The organism is Streptomyces eurocidicus (assembly GCF_002891295.1).
In the GTDB taxonomy this organism is placed as follows: Bacteria; Actinomycetota; Actinomycetes; order Streptomycetales; family Streptomycetaceae; genus Streptomyces; species Streptomyces eurocidicus.
In genome coordinates this window covers 130,552-149,823 of the sequence record NZ_LGUI01000012.1, presented here as the reverse complement: position 1 = coordinate 149,823, position 19,272 = coordinate 130,552, and the positions used below count along the sequence as shown (strand labels likewise).

Sequence of the window (19,272 nt, the reverse complement as noted above, 5' to 3'; positions counted from 1 at the left end):
GTGGCGAACGTGACCACCGAGCTGCGTCGTCTCCGCAACTACATCGACGGAGAGTTCCGGGATGCCGCCGACGGGCGGACCACGGAGGTGGTCAACCCGGCCACCGGCGAGGCGTACGCCGTCGCCGCCCTGTCCGGCCCCGCCGACGTCGACGCGGCCATGGCCGCCGCCCAGGCAGCGTTCCCCGCCTGGCGCGACCTGGTGCCCGCCGAGCGCCAGAAGGTCCTCCTCAAGATCGCCGACGCCTTCGAGGCGCGGGCCGAGGAGCTGATCGCCGCCGAGTCCGAGAACACCGGAAAGCCGCTGGCGCTCACCCGCAGCGAAGAGATCCCGCCGATGGTGGACCAGATCCGCTTCTTCGCGGGTGCCGCCCGGATGCTGGAGGGCCGCTCCGCCGGTGAGTACATGGAGGGCATGACCTCCATCATCCGGCGCGAGCCGATCGGTGTCTGCGCCCAGGTCGCGCCGTGGAACTACCCCATGATGATGGCCACGTGGAAGTTCGCCCCGGCGCTCGCCGCGGGCAACACCGTCGTCCTCAAGCCCTCCGACACCACCCCGGCCTCCACACTGCTCATGGGCGAGATCATCGGCGGTGTGCTGGAGGAGCTCGGCCACCCCAAGGGCGTCTTCAACGTCCTGTGCGGCGACCGCGAGACCGGCCGGCTCATGGTGGAGCACCCGGTGCCGGCCATGGCCTCGATCACCGGCTCCGTGCGCGCGGGCATCCAGGTCGCCGCGTCCGCCTCGAAGGACGTCAAGCGGGTCCACCTGGAGCTCGGCGGCAAGGCGCCGGTCGTGGTCTTCGAGGACGCCGACATCGCCAAGGCCGTCGAGGACATCTCCGTCGCGGGCTTCTTCAACGCGGGCCAGGACTGTACGGCCGCGACCCGGGTGCTCGTGCACGAGTCGATCCACGACGAGTTCGTGACCGCGCTGGCCAAGGCCGCCGCCGACACCAAGACCGGGCAGCCGGACGACGAGGACGTGCTCTACGGCCCGCTGAACAACGCCAACCAGCTCGAGCAGGTGTCGGGCTTCATCGAGCGGCTGCCCTCGCACGCCAAGGTCGAGGCGGGCGGCCACCGGGTCGGCGAGAAGGGCTACTTCTTCGCCCCGACCGTCGTCTCCGGGCTCAAGCAGGACGACGAGATCATCCAGCACGAGGTCTTCGGCCCGGTCATCACCGTCCAGTCGTTCTCGGACGAGGAGCAGGCCGTCGGCTACGCCAACGGCGTCGAGTACGCGCTGGCCTCGTCGGTGTGGACCAAGGACCACGCCCGCGCCATGCGGATGTCCAAGCGGCTCGACTTCGGCTGCGTGTGGATCAACACCCACATTCCGCTGGTCGCCGAGATGCCCCACGGCGGCTTCAAGCAGTCCGGCTACGGCAAGGACCTCTCGGCCTACGGCTTCGAGGACTACACGCGCATCAAGCACGTGATGACCTCGCTCGGCTGAGCCCGGACGACAGCGCAGCGGTGGCCCCGCCGGATCCTCCGGCGGGGCCACCGCCGTGTCCGGGGCGGGTCAGGGTGTGCGCCGGGCCGCGCCGGCCGGGCCGTAGAGCCGCAGGAAGGCGTGCACGCCGCCGCTGACGATGGCGTCGATCTCGGTCTCCGGCATCTTCACGGCGCCGAAGAAGGAGCCCTGGCTGACGTCCGAGACGGCCAGCAGGGCGAAGTGGCGCGCGGCCACCCCGGCGTCGTCGATGTCGAGCAGCCCCTCCTCCGCCAGTTCGCCCAGCCGGTGGGCCAGCTGCCGGAACGCGGGACGCGGGCCCGCCTCCTGCCACGCCTCGATGACCGCGGGCTCCAGGTGGGACGCCTCCGCGTGGATCTGGCGCACGAGCGCGAAGTGGTCGGCGAACTCGGGCGGGGGAGAGGCCCAGTCGAAGGCGAAGGAGGTGAGGTCCCGCTCCAGATCGGTGATCTTGCCGAGGTGGCGCTCGACCATCATCCGGTGCCAGGTGGTCACGGAGCCGGCGCTCTCGATGACGACGGAGCGGAAGAGCTCCTCCTTGTCCTGGAAGTGGTTGTAGATCGTGCGCTTCGACACCCCGGCCTCGGCGGCGATGGCGTCCACGCTCGCCCGGCTGAAGCCGTCCCGGGCGAAGACCGTGCGGGCGGCACGGGTGATGGCCTGCCGCTTCTCCGCCATGCCGCGGCGGGGACGTCCGGCCGCGGGCTCCTGTTGTGCTGCGGGCATCGCCGCTCCTCTCCAAGGGTCGCGAAGCGTGCCTCGCGAAAAATTGCACTGCTCGGTTTACCAGTTGCACTGCACGGTGTAGTTTACTCGTATGTCTTCCGAGTCCCCGCGGACCCGGCGGCCCAGCCCCGTCATGACGGTGCTCGTGGTCCTGCTGGGTTTCCTCACGCTGCCCATGTCCATGTCCGGCACGAATGTCGCGATCCCCCGCATCGGCGAGGACCTGCACGCCTCCGGCGCCTCCCTGCAATGGGTCGTGACCGGCTATTTCCTCACGGCCTCCTCCCTCATGCTGGTCTCCGGCTCGCTCGGCGACCTCTTCGGCCGTCGCCGGATCTTCTCCATAGGCGCCGCGGTCTACACCGCCGGGGCCCTCGGCAGCGCCCTCGTGAACGACATCCTGCTGCTCGACGTGGCCCGTACGCTCTCCGGCGCGGGCGCGGCCGGAGTGATGGCGGGCGGCGGCGCGATCCTCGCGTCCACCTTCCAGGGCGAGGCCAGGACCCGGGCCTTCGCCGCCATGGGCACCATGGGCGGCATCGGCCTCGCGATCGGGCCGACGTTCTCCGGCTGGATGGTCGGCGGGCTGGGCTGGCGCACGACCTTCGGGGTCTTCGCGGCCGCCGGTCTGGTCATCCTCCTGGGCACCGCCTTCGTCGGCGAGTCGCGGGCCGACCACCGTCCGAAGGTCGACCGGCCGGGTGTGGCCAGCTTCATCGGCGGCCTGGCGCTGCTGATGTTCGGCATCACCCAGGGCGCGCAGGCCGGCTGGGGCAGCCCGCGGGTGCTCGGTCCCGTCGCCGCCGGACTCCTGCTGCTGGTGGTCTTCGCGGCCGTCGAACGGCGCAGTGATCACCCGGTGCTCGACCTGACCCTGGTCCGCGACCGCCGCTTCATGGGCTGGAGCCTGGCGGCCCTCGCGGTCCCCGTGGGCTCCTCCGGGGTGCTGGTGTTCCTGCCGATCTACCTCCAGGGTGTGAACGGCCTCTCCGCCCGGGACGCCGGCCTGAGCATGCTGATGCTGACGGCCCCCGTGCTCTTCCTCCCCGCAGCCGGCGGCCGGCTGGTCAACCGGGGGATACCCGCCCGCTATCTCGCCGGCCTGGCCCTGGTGCTCCTCGCGGGTGGCAACGCCTGGCTCACCGTGCTCCACCCCGGCATATCGGCCCTCGCCCTGCTCGGCCCGCTCCTCGCCATCGGCGTCGGCAACGGCCTGGTGGTCGGTATCATCGATGCCCAGGCGATGAGCCTGGTGGAGCCTGCCCGGGTCGGTATGGCGGCCGGATTCCTCAACACCGTCAAGGGTGGCGCCAACGCCCTGGTGGTGGCCGTGGTCGGCGCGGTCCTGACCAGCTTGATCCAGGCCCGTACGGGCTCGGCCGAGCTGGCCGGGAAGATCGCCGCCGGTGACCTCTCCGGGCCCGGCGAGGCGCTGCACGCGGCACAGTTCACCGACGCCTGGCACATCGTCCTCTGGTCGGTCGCGGCCCTGTGCGCCCTGGGTGCGGTCACGGTCCACCTGCTGCTCGCCCCGGTCCGGCCCGTCAAGGTGTCGGGGGGCGCGGACGGCTCCCGGACAGGCCGTACATTGTCCGCGAAGATCTGACCCGTCAAGCTGCCGAAATGCGAGTGAGCCCCGTGAAGAGCCTGTCCCGCCGGTCCCTGCTGCGCGTGCTCGGCGCGGGCGCGGGCGCCGCCGCACTCGCCGGGTGCGGGGTCCCCGCCGCCTATGTCGAGCCCGGCGACCGGGCCGCCGCGGACCGTTCGGGCCGGGAGAAGCGGCTCGTCTTCGCCAACTGGCCGCTCTACATCGACACCGACGACGAGGACCCCCAGCGCCGCCCGACGCTGGACGAGTTCGAGAAGGCCGGCGGGATCTCGGTGAAGTACACCGAGGAGATCAACGACAACGACGAGTTCTTCGGGAAGATCAGCCCGGCGCTGATGAACCACCAGGACACCGGCCGGGACCTCGTCGTCGTCAGCGACTGGATGTGCGCCCGCTATGTGCACCTGGGCTGGGTCCAGGAGATGGACCGCTCCCGGCAGCCGAACGTCGCCCGCAACCTCGACCCGCTGCTGCGCAGGCCGCCCTTCGACCCCGGCCGCCGGCACACCGTCCCCTGGCAGTCCGGCATCACCGGCATCGCCTACAACCGCAAGAAGCTCGGTCGCGAGATCCGGCACACCTCCGAGCTCTGGAAGGACGACCTGCGTGGCCGGGTCACCCTGCTGGCCGGGCTGGACGAGGCGTTCTGCCTGCTCATGCAGGGCAACGGCGCGGACGTCACCCGCTGGACCGCCGACGACTTCCACACCATGACCGACCAGCTGCGCCGGCTGGTGAGCAAGCGCCACATCCGCCGCTTCACCGGCAACGACTACATCAAGGACCTCTCCTCCGGGGACGTCCTGGCCTGTCAGGCGTATTCCGGCGACATCATCCAGCTCCAGGCCGACAACCCCGACATCGAGTTCGTGGTCCCGGAGGAGGGCGCCGAGCTGTGGGCGGAGAGCCTGATGATCCCCAATCTCGCCCGCCACAAGAGCAACGCCGAGCGGCTGATCGACCACTACTACCAGCCCGAGGTCGCGGCGCGGCTCGCCGCTGCCGTCAACTACGTCTGCCCCGTGCCCGCCGCGCGGGATGTCCTCGCCGCCTCCCGGGACAAGGAGCTCGCCGAGCTCGCCGGGAACCCCCTGATCTTCCCGAGCGACGACATGCGGAAGCGGCTCGCGACCGCCCGGGACATGACCTCCAAGGAGCGCCCCGTCTTCGCCAAGGAGTGGAACGAGATCGTCGGCCTCTGAGACGGGCCTCTGAGACGGGCCTCCGGGCGGGCCTCCGGGCGGGCCTCCGGGCGGGCCTCTGGGACGGGCCCCGGAGCCAGACCTGAGACCGGCCCCCTGAGGCGGATCTGAGGCAGACCTGAAGCGGTCTCTGAGACGGACCCTGAGACCAGCCCCCGAGACGGGCCCCCGAGGCGGCCCCGAGGCGGGGCACCCCCACCGCCCCAAAGCGCCCTCCGCGAAAGACCGTTGGGGCTGTCCGAATCCATGCTCGCCATGCCCCCGCACTACGGATTCCGTCGTAAGTCAAGGTCTTGACCAGCGATCTTGTGCATCGTCAGACTGTCGCCGTCGCCGACGAGCCATCGGCGTGCAGACCACTATGGGGGAGTGATCGCACTGGACGGCAAGACAACCCTGCCCGCGAGGGCCGGCCTCGCCGAGGCGCTCGCGGCCCTGCCGCAGGACACCGGTGCGACCGGCTTCGGAGCGGACATCGACGCGGCCCACGAGGTGCTGCTGGCGCCGGACGCCTCGGCCGAGGAGCGGGAGACCGCCCTGCTCGGCTGGCTGCGCCGGTCCCAGCCCTGCCTCTTCGGGCGCCTCGCCGCCAGGTCCTGGCAGGGTCCGGGCGCCTCCAAGGGTCTCGGCGTCGACATCTGCTGGTTCCGCCCGGAGGACCTCGCCCGGGGCCACGCCCACCTCGCGGCCCGGATCTGGACCGCGCGGGCCGCCTGGAAGCGGCGGGCCGTCACCGGCCAGAGCAGTGCCTTCCTGATCGTCTTCAACGACGAGCGGCTCGCCCGGGCCCTGCCCGGCCCCGAGTTCGCCGACGTGTGCCGGCGCCTGGCCGACACCTATCTGTCCGAGTGGGCGCCCCTCGCCTTCGACACCGTCTACGCCGAGGCCCTGCCGCTGGAGCAGCCGGACGGCTCCCTGGCCCTCTTCAAGGCCAGCACCCAGCTCTTCTACACCGGTGCCCACCAGCGCCGTAACCACGACCGCAGGATCCCCGGCGGGGTGGTCATATCGGTCAACGCCCCCGGCCACTACGCCCATTCGCTCGTCACCCGCGGTCTGGCGCCCGACCTCGGCGCGGCCATGGACTTCGTCCGCGACAACGCCCACCGCACCATCGGCAACGGCGGCATCGGCCACCCGGACCGCCTCGCCAGCAGCTGGCACAACCCCGTCGGTCCCGGCTGCCCCGCCGACACCTTCTCCGCCACCTACCAGATCGACGTTCTCGTCCAGAGCGACGTCGTCGGCGACGACACCCGGCGCCTGGGCGCCCACCGCGAGGAGGAGGTCTGGCCCTCGCTGCGGCTGGACTACCTCACCGCGAAGGACTTCTCGGTCGGCGACCCCGATCACGGCTGGTCCAACGGCCTGCCCATCGAGCCCGACGCCCTGCTCACCAACCCCTGGGAGCCCGTCGTCGCCGCCAACACCCCCGACTTCACCTACTGACCACCCGCGGCGGGCCCCGCCGGGACGGAGACCTCCATGCTCATCAGGGACATGAGTGACAGCCGGCTCACCGACGCCTACGGCATCCGCTATCAGCAGGTCTATCCGCACGGCGGCGAGGACCTCGCCGACTGGGGCCTGGGCCGGGCCGTCATCCCGCCCGGCGGCGAGACCGAGCCGCACGACCACCACGAGGAACACGAGGCGTTCGTCATCGTCTCGGGCAGCGGGGTCATGGTCATCGACGACGAGACACGGCCCGTCGCCGCGCCCTCGGCCGTGCTCATCCCCAACGGCTCCCGCCACCAGCTGAGGAACGCCAGCGCCACCGAGCCGCTGGTCTTCCTCTCGCTCTACTGGCCGCCCGCCATGGGCCCGCTCGACCTCTGACCCGCGCTCCACCGGCCCCGTGCTCCCCACCCCGGAGATCCCGCACATGCTCACGCGCACCCTCGTCACCGCGGCACCGCCCACCCCCAACGGCGACCTGCACCTCGGCCACCTCTCCGGCCCCTACTCCGGGGCCGACATCCACACCCGGGCGCTCCGCCTCCACGGCACTCCCGTCCGCTACCTCACCGGCTCGGACGTCCACCAGAGCTACGTCCCGCTCAAGGCCCGCGCCCTGGGTGCGGACCCCCTCGTGCTCGCCGACCGGTACGCCGACGTCGTCGCCGCCATCTTCGCCTCGGCCGCCTTCGACGCCGACACCTACGTCCGCCCCCAGCACTCCCGCCTCCACCAGGAAGCCGTGAGGGACTTCGTCACCGCCCTCCACCGCACCGGCCGGATCGTCGCCCGCACGGCGGAGGGACTGCACTGCGTCCCCTGCGACCGCTACCTCTTCGAAGGACACGTCAGCGGCGGCTGCCCCCGCTGCGGCGCCGACAGCGACGGCAACTCCTGCGAGGAGTGCGCCTGGCCCAACGTCTGCACCGACCTCGTCGACCCCGTCTGCAACACCTGTGGCGCCACACCGGTCACCCGCACCTACGAGCGCCTCGTCTTCCCCCTCGCCCCGTACGCCGACCGGTTGCGCGCCCTGCACGCCCGCACCGCGATGAGCCCCCAGCTGGAGGAGCTCTGCGCCGGTCTGCTGGCCGGCGAGCTCCCCGAGATCCCCGTCACCCACCCCACCGACTGGGGACTCCCGGTGCCCGTGGCGGGCTTCGAGCGGCAGCGCGTCTACGTCTGGGCCGAGATGGTCCCCGGCTATTTCGCCGAACTCCAGGAGGCCCTGCGCGCCGAAGGAACGGACCCCGGCGGCTGGCGCGAGGAGTGGAACGCCTCCCGGATCGTCCAGTTCTTCGGCTTCGACAACGGCTACTTCCACACCGTCCTCTTCCCGGCCCTGATGATGGCCTACGACGAGGGGCTGCGCCTGCCCGGCGCCTTCGTCACCAACGAGTTCTTCCAGCTGGACGACGCGAAGTTCTCCAAGAGCCGCGGCCACGTCATCCGGGCCGACGCCCTGCTCGCCGAGGTGCCCGGCAGCGTCGTCCGGTTCGCGCTCGCCCACGACCGGCCGGAGACCGCCCGTACCTCCTTCACCTGGGACCGCTTCCGCCGCCTGGCCGACGAGGAACTGGCCGGCGCCTGGCAGGGCTGGCTCGACGGGCTGTTCCACCGCGTCGGCACCGTCGGCGGCGGCCGGATCCCCGTGCCCGGCGCGCCCACCCCCTCCCAGGCGGCCTTCGCCTCCGCCGTCGAGGCGCTCGCCGGCGAATGTCTCGCCGCCCTCCGTGCCGAAACGTTTTCCCCCCAGCGGGCCACCCGCTGCCTCAGCGAACTCGTCCGCCTCTCCGCCGCCTTCGCCGCCGGGCAGTCCCGGCTGCTCGCCGCCCACCCCACCGACGACCGCGCCCGTACCGCCGTCGCCCTCGAAGCGCGCGCGGCCCGCACCCTGGCCGCCTGCGCCCACCCCCTCATGCCGGACTTCGCCCAACAGCTCTGGCACGCCCTCGGCCTGCCCGGCGGACCCACCCGCGCCGCCGGGCGGGCGGACTTCCCCGCCGACGAGGCCCACCCCGTCGCCCCCGGCCCGCACACCTTCTTCACCCCGCTGCCCGCCGACGTCGACACCCGGGTGACGGCCGGATGACCCGGACCCGCGCATGAGCCGCGCCCTCGTCGTCGGCGCCGGGGTCTTCGGCCTGTCCCTCGCCCGCGAACTCGCCGGGCGGGGCCGGTCCGTCGACCTCGTCGACCCCCGCCCGGCCGGCGCCGGAGCCGGCCCCTCCTACGCCGACACCCGTATCCTGCGCTGCGCCCACGGCCCGGACCGCTGCTACGCCCGCTCCGCGTGGCGGGCCCGGACGCTCTGGCGGGAGCTGGAGGCCGAGACCGGCCGGCGGTTCCTCCACCCCACCGGAGCCCTGCTGCTCGCCACCGGCCCCGACACCCGGTGGGAGCGCGCGAGCCTCGACACCCTGCGCGACCTCGGCATCCCCGTGGAACACGTGCCGGCCGCCGCCCTGCCCGGCCGGTTCCCCGGCTTCACCGCCCAGGGCGTCTCCTTCGCCGTCCACGAACCCGGCGGCGCCGTGCTCGCGGCCCGTACGGCGATGCGCGCCCTGGCCGACTCCGCCGCGCGGCGCGGCGTCCGCACCCTCGTGGGCACTGCCGTGCCCGACGGCGACGGCGCCCGCGTCGACGGCCGGCCGCACCCCGCCGACCTGGTCGTATGGGCCGTCGGCCCGGCCCTGCCCACGCTCTTCCCCGGCCTCACCGAGGTCGTCGCCGAACGCCAGGACAGCTACCGGCTCACCGCGCGCGGCCCCTGGGCGACCGGCGGCGGGCCCGCCTGGATCGACCGCGCGGCGGAGATGTACGGCGTGCCCGCGATCGACAGCACGGCCACCGTGAAGATCGTCCCGGACGTCGTCGCCGAGGATCCCCCGGCCGCCGGCGCCCCCTCGGCCGCCGTCGAACTGCCGCCGCACGCGCGGCGCTACGTCGCCACCCGCTTCCCCGCCCTCGCCGAGGCGCCCGTCGAACGGCGCGAGGAGTGCGCGTACGCCTGGTCGCCCGACGGGCACTTCGTCCTGGACCGGCTGCCCGGCACCCGCGACGGCTGGCTCGTCGGCGGCGACTCCGGGCACGGCTTCAAACACGGGCCGGCCTGGGCCCGCCACGTGGCCGACGTCCTCGACGGCACGGCCGAGCCGCTGCCGCGCTTCGCCCTGCGCGGGCCCGCGGCGCCGGGGACACACCGAGAACCACCGGGAGAACAGTCATGAGCGAGCAGAGACACGCCCACCCCCACGCCCACGCCCGCCCCCACGAGTACCCCGACGAGCGACAGCACGCGCCCGCGCAGGAGCCCCCGTACGAGCAGCACCCCTGGACCCCGGCCTGCGCCGCCGTCGCCGACCGGCTGACGCCCGGCGCCGACGCGGTCGTACGGGGCCGGAAGTGGCGGGTGGCCGGCCGGGTGGTGGCCACGGACCACGAGGAGACCTGGCTGGAGGTCCTCCTCCAGGACGGCTCGGAGACGGCCTGGCTCGCCGTCGAGACGCTCGGCGGCGACCCCCGCCTCTCGCTCTGGCGGCGCGCCGAGGCGACCACCGCGGGTTTCGACCTCGCGACCGCCACGCTGCGTGGCGCGGTCCTGACCGAGACGGCGCGCGGCGAGGCGCGCTATGTGACCGAGGGTCGCTTCGGCCTGGAGCTCCCCACCGCCGGACGGCTCGTCCACCGTGAGTACGAGGGCCCCGAAGGCCGGGTCGCGGCGGCCCGCTTCAGCCCGGAGGGGCCCTGGCTGGTGGGCGTCGGAACGCCGCTGGGCGGTGCGGAGGCCCTTGAGGGCGGGGGAACCGGGCCGGACGCCGGCCCGGGGGAACCGGGCGACTGGTGGACCGCGTTCTTCGGTGACATCTACACCGACTCCGACATCGAACAGCAGGACCCCGGCCTCACCCGGGCCATGATCGACTGTGTCACCGCGCTGGTGCCGCCCGGCGACCGGCCGCGCCTGCTCGACCTCGCCTGCGGCACGGGCCGCCACGCCGTGCCGCTCGCGGGCGCCGGATACCGCGTCACCGGAGCCGACCTGTCCGCCGACTACCTCGGGCAGGCGCGCCGCCGCGCCGCGGCCGCCGGGCGGGACGTCGCGTTCGTACGGGCCGACATGAGGGACCTCGGCGCCTTCCCCGACGGGTCCTTCGACGCCGTGACCAACCTGCACACCAGCTTCGGCTTCTTCCACGAGGCGGCCGAGGACATGCGCGTCCTGCACGAGGTGCGCCGGGTCCTGGCGCCCGGCGGCCGGTTCCTCCTCGACGTCGTCAACCGGGACGCCTTCCTCCGGCAGACCGGCGAGGTCTTCGGCGTCCCCGAGGACCAGTACGTCATCCGCAACTTCGACAGCTCCACCGGCCGGACCTTCCTCCACGAGGAGGTCTTCGACCCGCTGACCAGCCGTATCCGCTGGACCGTGACCGAGCCCGCCACCGGGCGCTCGTCCACCGCCGACTACCGCGTCTTCAGCGCCCATGAGCTCCTGGCCATGCTGCGGGCCGCCGGGCTGCGCGTGGAGGCGGTGTACGGGGACTACGACCGGACGCCGTTCACCGTCCACGCGCCCAGCGTCGTCGTCCTCGCCTCGGCCCCACCCGTCGGGTGAGGCCGCCGGGCCCCTCCCGAAAGACCCCCGAGCCCCCGAAGACCCCGAAGCCCCCGAAGCCCCCGAAGCCCCTGAGCCCTCTGCCGTCCCCCCTCTCACGATTGGCGATCCGATCACCATGCCGACCGCACTCCACCGCATGATCAACCAGCAGGCCGCCGCCCTCGACCGCGTCGCGGGGCTCGACCTGGCCGAGCGGGCCGCCGTCCTCGCCGCCGCCCGCCGGGTCGTCGTCACCGGCACCGGCACCAGCCAGCACGCCGCCGAGCTCGGCGCCGCGATGCTGGAGCGGGCCGGTCTCGACGCCCGCTGGGCGCCCGCCGTCCAGTGGTCCCGGTGGAGCGCGGGGCATCGGCCCGGCGACGTCCTCCTGGTCATCACCCACACCGCCGAGACCGCGTTCGCGGTCCGCGCGCGGGCCGCCGCCCAGGAGGCCGGCGTCCCCGTCGTCCCGGTCACCGGCACGGGCCGCGGCTGGCCGGAGGCGATCGGGACGGTGGCTCCCGAGGAGTCCGAGACCTACACCGTCAGCTACACCTCCGCGCTCGGCGTCCTCGCCCGGCTCGCCCACCTCGCCGGCGCCCCCGAGGGCTCCGCCGACGACCTCCGGCGGACGGCGGAGCAGGTCCGCGCCGTCTGTGCCGAGCCCGGCACCGACCACATCGCCGTCCCCGCGCGCAGCCTGGCGATCATCGGCTGCGGGCCCTGGGGCGTCACCGCCCGCGAGGGCGCCCTGAAGATCCGCGAGGGGGCCCGGATCCTCGCGGAGGGCTTCGACTCCGACCGCTTCCTGCACGGTTCGGCCGTGCCGTACACCGCCGCGGACGGCCTCGTCGTCCTCGAACCGGCCGCCGACCCCGACGGGCTGACGGCAGCGCTGGCCGAGGCCGCCCGGCGGGAGGGCATCGCGACGGCCACCCTGGAGGCGCCCGCCGGCGACCCGCTGCCGCCGCTCCTCGCCCAGATCCCCATGACCGTACGCCTTCAGCTGCTGGCCGACCGCTACGCCGCCCTGCGCGGCCAGGACCCCGACGAGGCCATCGTCGGGGCCTGGGCCGACAGCGCGCTGTGGCGGATGGGCACCCCGGGCCGGTGAACTCCTCGCTGCCCGCCCGTCTCACCCGCCTCTCGCGTCATCAGGTCGCGCTGGTGTCGGCCGCCTTGTTCTGGGGCAGCTCGGCCACCTTCACCAAGTCCGCGCTGGACGCGCTGCCGCCGCTGACGCTGCTGGTGATCCAGCTGGCGTCGGCGACGGCCGTGCTCTGGGCGGTGCTCCTGATCCGCGGCCCACGGCGTCCGCCCGGCCGTAGGTGGGTCGTCCGCCTCGGCCTCCTGGGCCTGCTCGAACCCGCCCTCGCCTACGCCCTCTTCAACTTCGGTCTCTCCCGCACCACCGCGTCCAACGCCTCCCTGCTCACCGGCCTGGAGTCGTTCTTCGCCATCGGCATGGCCTGCCTCTTCCTGCGCGAGAGACTCACCGGCCGGGCCTGCGCGGCGCTCGTCCTGGCGCTGGCGGGGGTGGCCACGCTGGAGGGCCTCGGCTCGGGCTTCGCGCCGCACGCGGGGGACGGGCTGGTGCTCGCCGGGGTGGTGTGCGCGGCGGGCTACGTCATGCTCGCCGCGCGGACCGCCGAGCACGTGGACGCGCTGACCATGACGGCGTACCAGTTCTCCTTCGGGCTGCTGTGCACGCTCCCGTTCGCGCTGGTGCGGTGGGCGGGCGGCGCGGAGTCCCTGCCCACGGACGCCTCGGCCGGAGCCTGGGCCGCCGCCGCGCTGTCCGGGATCGTCGGCTACGCGGCCAGCTTCCTTCTGTACAACTACGCGATCAAGGCCGTGCGGGCCACGACGGCGGCGATGGTCCTCAACCTCATCCCCGTCTTCGGCGTCGCCTGCGCCGTGGTCTTCCTCGGCGAGCGGCTGTCGGGCGCGGCGCTGGCCGGTGCCGCGCTGGTCGTCGGCGCGGTCGTGGTCTTCTCCGCGTCGGAATCCGATACCGCGTCGGAATCCGACGCCACGTCGGAGCCGGATGCCGTGTGGGAGCCCGATGCCGCGCCGGAAGCCGATGCGGTGGCGGAATCCGGGCCACCGCCGGTGGTGGTGGACGGTGCCCCCACCGGAAGGTCAGCGGGCCGGCAGTGACCGCAGGGCGTCGATGCGGTTCGTGGTGATCGCGTCGACGCCCGCGGCGAGCAGCCGCCGCATGGTGAACCGGGTGTCCGCCGTCCACGCGGAGACCAGCATTCCCGCGCTGTGGTCGTGGGCCACCAGCTCCGGGCTCACCAGCCCGAACCGGTAGTTCATCCAGCGCGGCCGGACCGCGGCGAGCAGCTCCGCGCGCGGCGGTACGAGCGTCGTCCAGGTGAGCGCGATCTCGGCGTCCGGGTCCGCCCGCCGCACGGCGAGCATCGCCGTGGGGCCGCCGCAGTAGTACGCCCGCCCGGTCGCGCCGCTCGCGTGCACCTCGGCGACGGCGGCCTCCGCCGCCGTGGGGTCGGGCAGGTCGACGAACAGCCGTGGCGCGGGCCCCGTCGCCGCCCCGTCCGTGACGAGCGCGAGCGCCTCGCGCAGGGTCGGCACCCCACCGCCCGTCAGCTCGCCCAGTTCCCCGGCCGAGAGCGAGCCCAGCAGCCGGGCGTGGCCCCACAGCCGCTCCAGCGTCGCGTCGTGCAGCAGGACGGGCACGCCGTCCCGGGTCAGCCGGACGTCGATCTCCACCGCGCCCGCACCGGCCCGGAGCGCCGAGCCGACGGAGGCGAGGGTGTTCTCACGGTGGACGTACGGGTCACCGCGGTGGGCGACGGCGGTGAACTCGGGGGCGGCGGCTGCGCGCGTCGGATCGGACATGGGGTCATTCTTACCGGTCCCACCGGACTCGCCCGCGCGCCGAGCGGCCCCGCCGGGGCCCGCCCGCACCTCACGTCACGGCGCTCGGCCACCGTGACGGGCCCGTGCGCCCGGGGCGGTCGTCGGCCCGTACGGGCCCGCGCGCGGCCGCCCCGTCCCGGCCGGCGGTCGCCGCGGGCGGGTGGCCCTGTGCCCGTACGGTCCCGTGCTCGTACGGCCCTGTGCTCGTACGGCCCCGCCGCACGGCCCGCGCGCCGGAGCCCCCGCCGCGACCCCGCCGGATCCCGCCGGGCGCGAGCGGCGGTGTCCCGGTCAGCCCCGCCAGGCCGCGGTGTAGGAGTCGATCTCCGCGCGCAGCGCCCGCTTGCCCGCCTCGTCCATGAAGGACGCCTCGACCGCGTTCTTCGCGAGCTCGGCGACGCCCTTCGCGTCGAGGTCCAGCAGCCGGGCGGCGACGCCGTACTCCCGGTTGAGGTCGGTGCCGAACATCGGCGGGTCGTCGCTGTTGATCGTGACCAGCACGCCCGCGGCCACCATCTCCTTGACGGGGTGCGCGTCGAGGTCGGTCACGGCCCGGGTGGCGAGGTTGGAGGTCGGGCAGACCTCCAGCGGGATCCGGTGCTCGGCGAGGTGGGCCAGCAGCGCCGGGTCCTGGGTGGCGCTCGTGCCGTGCCCGATGCGCTCGGCGCGCAGCTCGGTCAGGGCGTCCCGGATCGTCTGCGGGCCCGTGGTCTCCCCGGCGTGCGGGACGCTGTGCAGGCCGGCGGCGATCGCCCGGTCGAAGTAGGGCTTGAACTGCGGCCGGGGCACACCGATCTCGGGGCCGCCCAGCCCGAAGGAGACCAGGCCCTCCGGCTTGAGCTCGCAGGCGATCCGGGCCGTCTCCTCGGCCGCTGCCAGCCCGGCCTCGCCCGGGATGTCGAAGCACCAGCGCAGTACGACGCCCAGCTCCGCCTCCGCCGCCTTGCGGGCGTCCTCGATCGCCTCCACGAACGCGGCGTCGGGGATCCCGCGCCGGGTCGAGCTGTACGGGGTCACGGTCAGCTCGGCGTAGCGGATGTTCTGCCGGGCCATGTCGCGCGCGACCTCGTACGTCAGCAGCCGTACGTCCTGGGCGTCGCGGATCAGGTCGACCACCGAGAGGTAGACCTCGATGAAGTGGGCGAAGTCGCGGAAGGTGAAGAAGTCGGCGAGCGCCTCGGGGTCGGTGGGCACGGGGGAGTCCGCGTGCCGGGCGGCCAGCTCGGCGACGATGCGCGGGGAAGCGGAGCCGACGTGGTGGACGTGCAGCTCCGCTTTGGGGAGCCCGGCGATGAACGAGTCGAGAACGGACATGCGCGCCTCCAGGGCTGCTCGGTCGACGGGCTGATCATCGTATGCGGGGCGGGTACGGGGGCCGTGCCCAGGGCTTAGCATGACGGAGTACCGACTGGGGAGGGCTATGTCCGACAAGGCCGACAGGGCCGACAGGGCCGCCACGGCCGACGAGCAGCCCGAGCCGCGGGACCGCGACCCCTGGGCGCCGCCGGAGCGGCGGGTGCAGATGGACAAACCGGCCACCGGGCCGCTGCCCGAGCAGCGGACGGCGGCCGCGCCCGGGCGACCGGGTCCCGCCGTGCCGCCGCCGCACGCGGCCGCACCGCCCGGCGTGCCGGCCTCATCCGCCGTGCCTCCCGTGCCGCCGGTGCCTCTCGCGCCGACGGGCCCGGGGACCCCGAGCGCGTATCCGGGCGGGCCCTACGGGCAGGTTCCTTATCCCCAGGGCCACCCCGGAGCGTCTTACCCGCAAGGCCCCCAGAACCCTCACGCCCCGTACGTCACGAGTGGTTACGGCTATCCCATGGCCCCGGGCGGTCAGATTCCGTACGGCGCGCCGCCCTACGGCGGGCCCGTGCCCTACGGCCAGGTCCCGTACCAGCCGGGCTCGTACGGCTACCCGATGCCGCTGTACGGCGAGGACCCGCGGGCCATGACCTCGGACAGCGGCTTCGGCGTCGCCGCCCTGGTGCTCGGCATCGTCGGCACCGTCATGTCCGTCACGGTGCTCTTCGGCGCGCTCCTCGGCATCCTCGGCGTCATCTTCGGCGCGATAGGCCGGTCCAAGGTGAAGAACGGCCGGGCGTTCAACGGCGGTCAGGCGCTGACCGGGCTGATACTCGGGGCGCTGGCGTTCGTGCTGTCCGCCGTGATGCTCTTCGTCTACATCGGTGTGTCCGACGACGGGGACGGGCTCGCGCCGGAGGAGGATCCCGGGGCGACGTACGGGGCGTATGTGTCGGCGCCGTTGTGGCCTGGGGCCGGGGTCGGGGGCCGGGGCCGCTGAGTCCCGGGGGGTACGCCCTGCGGGCGGCCTTTTCCCCACCCCGCCCCTTCCCGGAACCGGGGGCTTCGCCCCCGGGCCCCCTTTCCGCGCTGACGCGCGGTGTCCTCAAACGCCGGACGGGCTGGATTTTCCAGCCCGTCCGGCGTTTGAGGACCGGGGTCCGGGGCGGAGCCCCGTTCGAAAAAAGTCAGTCCCGCCCCGCCAGCCGCTGCCGTGCCTCCATCAGCGCGAAGCCCAGCAGGTTGTCGCCGCGCCACCGCGCCGGGTCCGCCGCCCGCTCGTCGTCGGCCGCGAGGCCGATGCCCCACACCCGGTCCAGCGGGCTCGCCTCGACGAGCACCCGCTCGCCGGTGCCCAGCAGATAGTCGCGGAGTGCCGGGTCCTGCCCGAACTTGTGCACGCTGCCCTCGACCACCAGGTCGAAGCGGTGGCGGCGCCACCGCTCCTCGTCGAAGCCGCGTACCGTGCGGCCCGCGTCCTTGGCCTGCTTGGGGTGGGTGGCCGCGAGGGCCCGGGCCGCCGCCTCGGCGTCGTCGAACAGCCGGGCCTTGCCCGCCATCATCCAGTGCTCGGCCGTGGCGTAGGCGACGCCGTCCACCGTGAACGGCGACGGCCACCACTGGCTGAAACAGCTCGCGCCGATGCTGCCGTCGGGCCTCGGCCGGTGCCCCCAGAACCAGACGTACTCGACCCGCTCGCCCCGGCCGACGGCCGCCGTCAGCTCGGCCACCGAGCGGGGCCCGTCCGCGCGGCGCCCGCCACCGCTCTCCCCGTTGATCTTCATCGGGCCATTCTCGGACACCCGGCCACCGACAGTGAACTCAATTACTGAGAGTCAGGCGTTCCTCATAGCATTGCCCGACGCAGTCCAACGGAGGGGACATTCACATGTCTGACTACCAGCAGAATCCTTACGGCGCGCCTCAGCAGCCGCCCCAGCAGCCGGGATACGGCTACCCCGTGCAAGGCCAGGGCCACCCGGCGCAGGGGACCGACCAGGGCTACCCCGCGCAGGGCGCCTACCCGCCCGCGTCCCCGTACCAGCCCTACCCCGGCGGCTACGCCGCGCCGATGCGGCCCGACAACGGCACGGGCACCGCCGGACTGGTCTGCGGCATCATCGGCACGGTCTGCAGCCTGCTGGTCTTCCTGTGGTTCTTCGGCCTCGTCCTGGGCATCCTCGGCATCATCTTCGGCGCCGTCGGCCGCTCCAAGGTGACCAAGGGCGAGGCGACCAACGGCAGCGCCGCCACCACGGGCATCGTGCTGGGCATCGCGTCGCTCGTCATCCTCGTCCTGTGGGCCGCGCTCTTCGCGACCCTCGTCAGCGCGAACTCCTGGACGTGACGATCCGGCTGCTCCGTCACTGAATCCGTCGTGATGTCAAAACACCACGACGGAATCCCTTGTTGCAACCCCTCTCCTCTGCCAAGATCTGCAACCAACGCGATCGGTCGAGGAGTATGCGATGGGCCAGCGATTCGATGTGACGGAGCGGTTCGCCGACGGCGCGCAGTACATCGGGGGCCGGCCGCGGGCTGGCACCTCCGGCCGCCGGCACGCGGTCGTCGACCCGGCCACCGGAGCCGAACTCCTCGGCTACGAGACGGCGGGGCCCGCCGACGTCGACGCCGCGGTGGCAGCCGCCGAGCGGGCGCTGCCCGGCTGGGCCGGCGCCACCCCCGGCGACCGCGCGACCGCGCTGCACCGCTTCGCGGACGTCCTGGCCGACCGGGCCGAGGACCTCGCCCGCACCGAGACCGCCCAGTGCGGCAAGCCCATCCGGCTCAGCACCGAGTTCGACGTACCGGGCACCGTCGACAACACCTCCTTCTTCGCGGGCGCCGCCCGGCATCTGGAGGGCCGCTCCGCCGGTGAGTACAGCGCCGACCACACGTCGTACATCCGCCGTGAGCCGATCGGCGTCGTCGGTTCGATCGCGCCCTGGAACTACCCCTTGCAGATGGCCGCCTGGAAGGTCCTGCCGGCGATCGCCGCGGGCAACACGGTCGTCCTCAAACCCTCCGAGCTCACCCCGCTCACCTCGCTGATGTTCGCCCGGGCCGCGTCCGACGCGGGGATCCCCGACGGCGTGGTCAACGTCGTCAGCGGCGCGGGCGAGGACGCGGGGGAGCACCTCGTCGGCCATCCGTCCGTCGCCATGACCTCCTTCACCGGCTCCACCCCGGTCGGCAGGCGCGTCGCCGAGATCGCCACCCGCACGGTCAAGCGGCTCCACCTCGAACTCGGCGGGAAGGCACCCTTCCTCGTCTTCGACGACGCCGACCTGGAGGCCGCCGTCCACGGGGCCGTCGCCGGCTCGCTCATCAACGCAGGCCAGGACTGCACCGCCGCGACCCGCGCCTATGTCCAGCGACCGCTGTACGAGGCGTTCGTGACCGGCGTCGCCGACCTTATGGCCACCGTCCGCCTCGGCGACCCCTTCGATCCCGCCACCGACCTCGGCCCCCTCATCTCCCACGCCCACCGCGACCGCGTCGCCGGCTTCGTGGACCGCGCCCGCTCCTACGCCACCGTCGTCACCGGCGGCGCGGCCCCCGCCGGCGACCTCGCCAAGGGCGCGTACTACCTCCCCACCCTCCTCACCGGCGCGCCGCAGGGCAGCGAGGCCGTCCAGCGGGAGATCTTCGGCCCCGTCCTGGTCGTGCTGCCCTTCGACGGCGACGACGAGGGCCTGGCCCTGGCCGGCGACACCCCCTACGGCCTGGCCGCCTCCGTCTGGAGCCGGGACGTCTACCGCACCGGCCGCGCCACCAGGGAACTGCGGGCCGGCTGCGTCTGGGTGAACGACCACATCCCGATCGTCAGCGAGATGCCCCACGGCGGCTACCGGGCCTCCGGCTACGGCAAGGACATGTCGGCCTACTCCTTCGAGGAGTACACGCAGATCAAGCATGTGATGTCCGACAACACCGCGGTCGCCCGGAAGGACTGGCACCGCACCGTCTTCGGAGGGCGCTGAGCACCCGCCGCATTAGCGACAATCTTC

17 protein-coding genes are annotated in these 19,272 nt (G+C 73.5%); 13 read left to right on the top strand and 4 right to left on the bottom strand.

Features of this window, described 5'->3' with window-relative positions:
* Positions 1-9: 9 nt before the first annotated feature.
* Positions 10-1,461 carry a gamma-aminobutyraldehyde dehydrogenase gene (locus AF335_RS29995; RefSeq protein WP_102921696.1) on the top strand — a complete coding sequence of 484 codons (1,452 nt, stop codon included), beginning with the start codon at positions 10-12 and terminating at the stop codon, positions 1,459-1,461.
* Between the two features lie 69 nt (positions 1,462-1,530).
* Here AF335_RS29995 and AF335_RS29990 read toward each other — a convergent pair whose 3' ends face one another.
* Entirely contained in the window at positions 1,531-2,208 is a 678-nt protein-coding gene (locus tag AF335_RS29990; protein WP_228773083.1) for a TetR/AcrR family transcriptional regulator, read from the bottom strand.
* Between the two features lie 91 nt (positions 2,209-2,299).
* On the opposite strand from AF335_RS29990, the gene AF335_RS29985 reads away from it, so the two are divergent.
* The 9 genes from AF335_RS29985 to AF335_RS34930 all read left to right on the top strand — a co-directional run bounded on the left by AF335_RS29985 (position 2,300) and on the right by AF335_RS34930 (position 13,234).
* Positions 2,300-3,814 carry an MFS transporter gene (locus AF335_RS29985; RefSeq protein WP_102921588.1) on the top strand — a complete coding sequence of 505 codons (1,515 nt, stop codon included), beginning with the start codon at positions 2,300-2,302 and terminating at the stop codon, positions 3,812-3,814.
* A 41-nt stretch (positions 3,815-3,855) separates the two neighbouring features.
* Positions 3,856-5,019 carry a polyamine ABC transporter substrate-binding protein gene (locus tag AF335_RS29980; RefSeq protein ID WP_102921695.1) on the top strand — a complete coding sequence of 388 codons (1,164 nt, stop codon included), beginning with the start codon at positions 3,856-3,858 and terminating at the stop codon, positions 5,017-5,019.
* A gap of 369 nt (positions 5,020-5,388) precedes the next feature.
* On the top strand, positions 5,389-6,468 hold the full coding sequence (locus AF335_RS29975; RefSeq protein WP_102921587.1) for a hypothetical protein: 1,080 nt from the start codon (positions 5,389-5,391) through the stop codon (positions 6,466-6,468).
* A 36-nt stretch (positions 6,469-6,504) separates the two neighbouring features.
* Positions 6,505-6,858, top strand: a complete 354-nt coding sequence (locus tag AF335_RS29970; protein ID WP_102921586.1) for a cupin domain-containing protein — start codon at positions 6,505-6,507, stop codon at positions 6,856-6,858.
* Positions 6,859-6,904: 46 nt separating this feature from the next.
* The gene (locus AF335_RS29965) at positions 6,905-8,569 is read left to right on the top strand and encodes a methionine--tRNA ligase (protein ID WP_102921585.1); all 1,665 of its coding nucleotides are present in this window, start codon (positions 6,905-6,907) and stop codon (positions 8,567-8,569) included.
* Between the two features lie 13 nt (positions 8,570-8,582).
* Complete coding sequence (locus AF335_RS29960; RefSeq protein WP_102921584.1) at positions 8,583-9,707, top strand: NAD(P)/FAD-dependent oxidoreductase; 1,125 nt, start codon at positions 8,583-8,585, stop codon at positions 9,705-9,707.
* Positions 9,704-11,092 carry a DUF4178 domain-containing protein gene (locus AF335_RS29955; RefSeq protein WP_102921583.1) on the top strand — a complete coding sequence of 463 codons (1,389 nt, stop codon included), beginning with the start codon at positions 9,704-9,706 and terminating at the stop codon, positions 11,090-11,092. The genes AF335_RS29960 and AF335_RS29955 overlap by 4 nt, the downstream gene beginning before the upstream one ends.
* A 118-nt stretch (positions 11,093-11,210) precedes the next feature.
* The gene (locus tag AF335_RS29950; protein ID WP_102921582.1) at positions 11,211-12,188 is read left to right on the top strand and encodes an SIS domain-containing protein; all 978 of its coding nucleotides are present in this window, start codon (positions 11,211-11,213) and stop codon (positions 12,186-12,188) included.
* Complete coding sequence (locus AF335_RS34930) at positions 12,185-13,234, top strand: DMT family transporter (RefSeq protein WP_170127841.1); 1,050 nt, start codon at positions 12,185-12,187, stop codon at positions 13,232-13,234. The genes AF335_RS29950 and AF335_RS34930 overlap by 4 nt, the downstream gene beginning before the upstream one ends.
* On the opposite strand, the gene AF335_RS29935 is transcribed toward AF335_RS34930, so the two are convergent.
* Positions 13,217-13,939 (bottom strand): glycerophosphodiester phosphodiesterase, encoded by a 723-nt coding sequence (locus AF335_RS29935; protein WP_102921580.1) that lies wholly within the window; start codon positions 13,937-13,939, stop codon positions 13,217-13,219. The genes AF335_RS34930 and AF335_RS29935 overlap by 18 nt on opposite strands.
* A 312-nt stretch (positions 13,940-14,251) precedes the next feature.
* Positions 14,252-15,274, bottom strand: a complete 1,023-nt coding sequence (locus AF335_RS29930; RefSeq protein ID WP_102921579.1) for an adenosine deaminase — start codon at positions 15,272-15,274, stop codon at positions 14,252-14,254.
* 106 nt (positions 15,275-15,380) lie between these two features.
* Between AF335_RS29930 and AF335_RS29925 the strand changes: the two genes are divergently transcribed.
* Entirely contained in the window at positions 15,381-16,262 is an 882-nt protein-coding gene (locus AF335_RS29925) for a DUF4190 domain-containing protein (RefSeq protein ID WP_102921578.1), read from the top strand.
* Between the two features lie 187 nt (positions 16,263-16,449).
* Here the strand turns inward: AF335_RS29925 and AF335_RS29920 are convergent, their stop codons facing one another.
* Complete coding sequence (locus tag AF335_RS29920) at positions 16,450-17,046, bottom strand: riboflavin biosynthesis intermediates N-glycosidase (protein WP_102921577.1); 597 nt, start codon at positions 17,044-17,046, stop codon at positions 16,450-16,452.
* Positions 17,047-17,150: 104 nt separating this feature from the next.
* Between AF335_RS29920 and AF335_RS29915 the strand changes: the two genes are divergently transcribed.
* Positions 17,151-17,609 (top strand): DUF4190 domain-containing protein, encoded by a 459-nt coding sequence (locus AF335_RS29915; RefSeq protein ID WP_102921576.1) that lies wholly within the window; start codon positions 17,151-17,153, stop codon positions 17,607-17,609.
* Positions 17,610-17,730: 121 nt separating this feature from the next.
* Positions 17,731-19,245, top strand: coding sequence for a gamma-aminobutyraldehyde dehydrogenase (locus AF335_RS29910; protein WP_102921575.1), 1,515 nt, complete (start codon positions 17,731-17,733; stop codon positions 19,243-19,245).
* Positions 19,246-19,272 lie beyond the last annotated feature (27 nt).